5 protein-coding genes are annotated in these 5,656 nt (G+C 40.3%); 4 read left to right on the top strand and 1 reads right to left on the bottom strand.

The annotated features are described in order from the left end of the window. The 3 genes from AC07E5_RS10245 to erpA all read left to right on the top strand — a co-directional run. Positions 1–300, top strand: a 300-nt coding sequence (locus AC07E5_RS10245; protein ID WP_179989758.1) for an RNA-guided endonuclease TnpB family protein, incomplete at its 5' end; no start/stop codon positions are given. 157 nt (positions 301–457) lie between these two features. Then, the gene (locus AC07E5_RS10240) at positions 458–1,465 is read left to right on the top strand and encodes a putative solute-binding protein (protein ID WP_317098478.1); all 1,008 of its coding nucleotides are present in this window, start codon (positions 458–460) and stop codon (positions 1,463–1,465) included. 133 nt (positions 1,466–1,598) lie between these two features. After that, positions 1,599–1,934 (top strand): iron-sulfur cluster insertion protein ErpA, encoded by a 336-nt coding sequence (erpA, locus tag AC07E5_RS10235; RefSeq protein WP_004969742.1) that lies wholly within the window; start codon positions 1,599–1,601, stop codon positions 1,932–1,934. Positions 1,935–2,065: 131 nt separating this feature from the next. Here erpA and AC07E5_RS10230 read toward each other — a convergent pair whose 3' ends face one another. Continuing rightward, complete coding sequence (locus tag AC07E5_RS10230; RefSeq protein ID WP_004969740.1) at positions 2,066–3,193, bottom strand: anhydro-N-acetylmuramic acid kinase; 1,128 nt, start codon at positions 3,191–3,193, stop codon at positions 2,066–2,068. A 63-nt stretch (positions 3,194–3,256) separates the two neighbouring features. On the opposite strand from AC07E5_RS10230, the gene tyrS reads away from it, so the two are divergent. Next, complete coding sequence (gene tyrS, locus AC07E5_RS10225) at positions 3,257–4,489, top strand: tyrosine--tRNA ligase (protein WP_167845626.1); 1,233 nt, start codon at positions 3,257–3,259, stop codon at positions 4,487–4,489. The last annotated feature ends 1,167 nt before the right edge of the window (positions 4,490–5,656 follow it).

The following is a 5,656-nucleotide window of genomic DNA, read 5'->3' as shown; positions in this document are numbered from 1 at the left end:
GCACAAACCAGATTGGCTAAATCAGTGCTAGATGCCAGTTGGACAACACTAAGAACCATGCTCAAGTATAAATGCGAGAACGCAGGGGTATGTTATGAAGAAGTCAATGAAGCCTATACCACCCAAACTTGTTCGTGCTGTGGCTCACGCTCCAGTAGTCCGGAAGGTAGAGCAGGACTTGGAATAAGAGAATGGCAGTGTGTGGAGTGTGGTACGCTCCATGATCGGGATGTAAATTCCGCACTGAATATTCTTGCGCTCGGACATGAGCGTCTAGCAGTAGGAATCTCCGTCCTTTAGGTCGGGGAGGATGTCAAATTGAAAGATTCGTCAATTGAGTCATATCAGCCAAAGATCAAAATTCGCTAATCTTAGCTTGATGAAAAGTACAGTGCTACAAAATTGAAGGTTTGAATCAATTTTGACCAGAAAAACAAAAAATGGAAGGAACTATAAAATGAAACAATGGACGCAAGCTTTATTATTCGGTGCAGGCTTGTCTTTAGCCGCCAGTGCAGTGCAGGCTAAGCAAGTGGTCTGTGTATTCGACTTGGTCGGTAAAAACGGTGATGTCTATAACTTAATGCAAGACTATCAATTGGCGGCCAAAAACTGGGGCGCAGAAATTGAGTTACGCGTAGGTCAAAACGAAGGCGTGATTGCAGAAGATTTTAAAGCAGGAAAATGTGATGGTATTAGTGTGACGGGCATGCGTGGTCGTCAATTTAACCATTTTACAGGCTCATTAGATGCAATTGGTGCGATTCCAGATTTAAAACTGGCAGTTAAAGTCATGCAAGGTTTGGCGAGTCCTGCTTTTGCCAAATATATGCGCAATGGTCAGTATGAAGTCGCAGGTGTCATTCCTGTGGGTGATGCCTTTTTGATGGTGAATGACCGCAGTATTAATAGTGTCGCCAAAGCCGCGGGGAAAAAAATTGCTGTTTTAGATTATGACCAAGCGCAAAAAATTATGGTACAGCAAATTGGTGCGCAAGCAGTAAGTGCCGATGTCACCAATTTTGGCAGTAAATTTAACAATGGTCAGGTCGATATTATTGGTGCGCCTGCTGCAGTATTCCGTCCTTTGGAACTACATAAAGGCTTAGGCACTAAAGGCGCGATTGTGAATTATCCAATTTTACAGGTCACGGGCAATATTATTATCCGCCCAGATAAATTCCCTGCAGGTTTTGGGCAAAAATCACGTGAATGGGTGAAAGGGCAGTTACCACGTGCCTTTGGTATTTTAGGCAATATGAAAGCCGATATTCCTGCAAAATATTGGATGCAAGTGCCTGCAGCAGATCAACCGGGTTATCAAAAAATGATGCGTGAATCGCGGATTGATTTAACTAAACGTGGTGTTTATGACAAACGCATGATGAAATTATTGTGGCAATTCCGCTGTAAAGAAGCGCCAACCAATTTTGAATGTGGCTTGCAGGACGAAAATTACAAATAATTGGAGAATCTTGAGGTAATTACTCAGAATTCACTTTAATTCTGCATCACCGTCCCAATATTGAGTATGCTATACTTGATAAGTGGTCTTTTTGCAGAAAAGACATCTGAATTGTACCTGAGGAAAATCCATCATGAATGCCCAAGCACTTGAGCTCACCGACAACGCTGCTAAAAAAGTTCGCCAATTGCGTGACAGTGAAGGTAATCAAGACTTAATGCTACGTGTATATGTGACAGGTGGCGGTTGTTCAGGATTTTCTTATGGCTTTAACTTTGCGGAAAGCCAAAATGAAGATGATGCAGAATTTGTGAATGGCGATGTAAAAATGCTGGTCGATTCACTCAGCTATCAATATTTAGTTGGCTCGGTAGTGGACTATATTGAAGGCTTGGAAGGTTCGCGTTTTGTGGTACAAAACCCGAATGCAACCACGACTTGTGGTTGTGGTTCTTCATTCTCAATCTAAGTATGATTTAAATATTTTTGAGTATCAGCATCTGAAAAAGTAGATTGATGCACTCAAAATGATCAAAGCCTTTCCTATATAGAAGAGGAAAGGCTTTTTTGTTGCTACTGATCTGGTTTAAAAGTGCATCCTTAAACCAAAGTCATGGTACCTAAAATGCGATCACCTTTAGCCCCTGTGACCGCAGGTAAATTGCCACTTAATTGCTGACAAAAACGCATTGCCAACCAAGCAAAGGCGGTGGCTTCGACCCATGTTGGGTTTAGCCCTAAATCGGCTGTACTTTGTACAGTCCATTGATGTTTGCGCAAACGCCAGCGCAATTGCTCTAGCAAATAAGAATTATAGGCACCACCGCCACAGACATAGACTTCACCTGTATCCATGCCTGAACGATAAATGGCTTTTTTAATCGCGCGGGTGGTGAGCTTTAATAAAGTCGCTTGAATATTTTCAGGATTATCTTCCAGCTCGTCATATTCCACATCATTGCGCCAATCGGCAACCTGTTCATCTAGCCATTCCAAGTTAAAGTCTTCGCGCCCTGTACTTTTGGGTGGTTCTTTAGAGAAAAAAGCATGGGCTTGTAAACGATCTAACAAGCTGCGAATCGGATGTCCATACGCAGCCCAATTGCCATTTTCATCATAAGGTTGTCCTGTGTAACGCTCACACCAAGCATCCATTAAAATATTGGCAGGCCCTGTATCAAAACCCGATACTGCTTCGGGCTGTCCTGCAGGCAACAAACTGACATTGGCAATGCCGCCTAAATTTAAAATTACCCGATGAATACTCGGATGTTGGAATAAGTTTTGATGGAAAGCGGGCACTAACGGTGCGCCTTGTCCGCCTGCAGCCATGTCACGACGACGAAAATCTGAAATTACAGGAATTTGGGTGATTTCGGTGATGATGTTCGGATCACCAATTTGTAAAGTAAAAGCATGTTCAGGACGATGACGAATGGTCTGGCCATGCGAACCAATCGCTTTAATTTGAGATTTATCCAGTTTATTTTTTTCAATCAGGCTGTTAATACCATGTCCAATCATGGTGGCTAAAGCCACATCTGCTTTGCCCATGCGGTCAATTTCATTGTCACCTGGCAAAGTCAGTGCCATGAGTTCGTCACGTAAATCGGGATCAAACGGCAAAGTCAGGGTCGCGTGGAGTTGCAGTGGATCAAAAGAAGCAGCAACAAGATCGACACCATCCATACTTGTGCCCGTCATTACCCCAATATAGATCGCTGTCATGGTTATTCTATAGCCTGCAATATGCTGAAAAAGTGTTAGTATATCGCACAAATTGAATAACTGATGTATTTGGATTTCGTGATGTCAAATTTCCTGCCGGCTGAAGAACAACTTGCTCTCATTCAACGAGGCACGCATGAAATTATTTCTGAAGAAGATCTTCTAAAGAAATTAAAAGAGAATCGTCCTTTAAAAATTAAGGCGGGGTTTGACCCGACTGCACCTGATTTACACTTGGGGCATACGGTATTAATCAATAAATTAAAAGTATTCCAAGACTTAGGTCACGAAGTATTTTTCTTGATTGGCGATTACACTGCCATGATTGGTGACCCAACAGGTAAAAGTGCTACACGTCCGCCGTTGTCACGTGAAAAAGTCTTGGAAAATGCCAAAACGTATCAGGAACAAGTTTTTAAAATTCTTGATCCAAATAAAACCAAAGTGGTGTTTAACTCTGAATGGTTTGCAACAAAAACTGCAGCAGACTTAATTCAGTTGGCATCGCAGCAAACCGTAGCGCGTATGTTGGAACGTGATGACTTCACCAAGCGTTATAACAACCAGCAACCGATTGCGATTCACGAATTTTTGTATCCGTTGGTACAAGGTTATGACTCGGTGGCATTACAAGCCGATGTAGAATTGGGCGGTACAGACCAGACCTTTAACTTGTTGATGGGACGTACCTTGCAAGGTCGTTATGATCAGGAAGCGCAAGTTTGTATTACTGTGCCAATTCTTGAAGGTTTAGATGGCGTGAATAAAATGTCTAAATCTTTAGGCAACTATATTGGCGTATTTGATGCACCGGGTGCGATGTATCAAAAAGTCTTGTCGATGCCTGATGGTCTGATTGAGCGCTATTTTGAATTACTCAGCTTCAAGTCGATGGATGAAATTGAAGTGTTGCTCAAAGAAATGGCAGAAGGTCGTAATCCTCAAGAAATCAAAAAGATTTTGGCACTCGAATTGGTTGAGCGTTTCCACGGCAGCGAAGCTGCAGCCAATGCCCATAAAGGTGCAGGTAATATCATTACCGAAGGTGAATTACCTGAAGGTACGCCAGAAGTGACGATTTCACGTGCTGAATTTGGTGGTGAATTATTTATTGCTTCTATTGTACGTGCTGCAGGTTTAACCAAAAATGCCGCACAAGCCAAAGATGCTGTTGCACGTGGCGCAGTAAAAGTAGATTGGAATGTGGTTGATGCAGGTTTCTCGGTCAAAGAAAACGCAACATATATTATTCAGGCGGGTAAAAAAGCCATTGCCAAAGTCACATTTACGGACTAGATCCATTCTAAGTGATTGAAATAAAAGCAGGCTTCGGTCTGCTTTTATTTTCTGTTTGGTATATTAATTATATGAATAAGTAAATTCAAAAAAACCTTATAAAAACAACACTTAAATTTTGCCAAGTAGCTTGCATTTTTGCTCAGTTATGTATAAGATTTACCTATCTAGACACAGTGTACAAAACAGATCTAGAGGGTACTTATAACTATAGCTCCACAATTTACAAGTCCCTTCCCCAAGGGACTCTTTTTTTCGTATAACTATAATAATGATATATGGATCGCATATAGATTCAACTCCGAGGGAGAGATTTTGGGAGAGATCTCTTTCTTTTTTTTGCCTCTAGTTTTGTTGTGGTTTATATCTAAAGGTAAAATGTAAGATTACTTCTCTTTGTTTTATAAAAATTTTCTTAAAACTTTAAGACCTAAATTCAAAATTCAAAGCTAAAGCTACTTTTATACGGCAAAACCTCTTGTAGGTAGTGTATGTGGATGGCGCGATCTAAACTTGTTGAATAGAGGAGTAGACTCATTCGACTTGAAATCAATAATGTAAATGCTGAACACCAACTTTTAATCAACGGACAAGACCTCCACACTGATATGAAATCAATGATAGGTACGCCGTATGTAGGAATATGATTCTGGATAATGCAAAAGCATTTTTAACTGAGATGTAAAATTTTTTTAGATATCATAAGACAAAAAGAATTGTATACATTGGCAATCGTTGATTACAGCCTGCAAAACTTGACCGATTTGAGCCCATAAAAGTATGGATAAAAAAGCCCTCTTTACTTTGTAGATGTGAGTTTTTATTTAAATTTGATGAAAAAATAGCTAAAAAATTAAAAAACCAAGTATTTTTGTAGAAAAAAAATACATACGTGAAAAATATCCTAATTTGGGGCTTGCAAAGATTTTGAAATCCCCTAGAATGCACACATCCCGACGCGAAACAGCCTACAAACTTAGCTCACAGGGTTAAGTTGTAGAGAATTTTTTGCGTTAAAATTTCTACTGACGAGGTAGAAGTTGAGATCATTAAGAGATTATGAAGAACAACTTGTGTGGATTTTTACTGATTGATCGATCGAACATATTTCATTGATTGATTGGTTTAAATTACTCGAAGTTTATTTGAGCGAAATTTAAGTCAGAA

This window comes from Acinetobacter seohaensis (genome assembly GCF_056431365.1).
This window is presented reverse-complemented; position numbering and strand designations above follow the sequence as displayed.

Excerpts from the sequence above, each read along its gene's own strand:
- tyrS (WP_167845626.1), top strand. The coding sequence starts at position 3,257 with ATGTATTTGGATTTCGTGATGTCAAATTTCCTGCCGGCTGAAGAACAA.
- AC07E5_RS10230 (WP_004969740.1), bottom strand. The coding sequence starts at position 3,193 with ATGACAGCGATCTATATTGGGGTAATGACGGGCACAAGTATGGATGGT.
- erpA (WP_004969742.1), top strand. The coding sequence starts at position 1,599 with ATGAATGCCCAAGCACTTGAGCTCACCGACAACGCTGCTAAAAAAGTT.
- AC07E5_RS10240 (WP_317098478.1), top strand. The coding sequence starts at position 458 with ATGAAACAATGGACGCAAGCTTTATTATTCGGTGCAGGCTTGTCTTTA.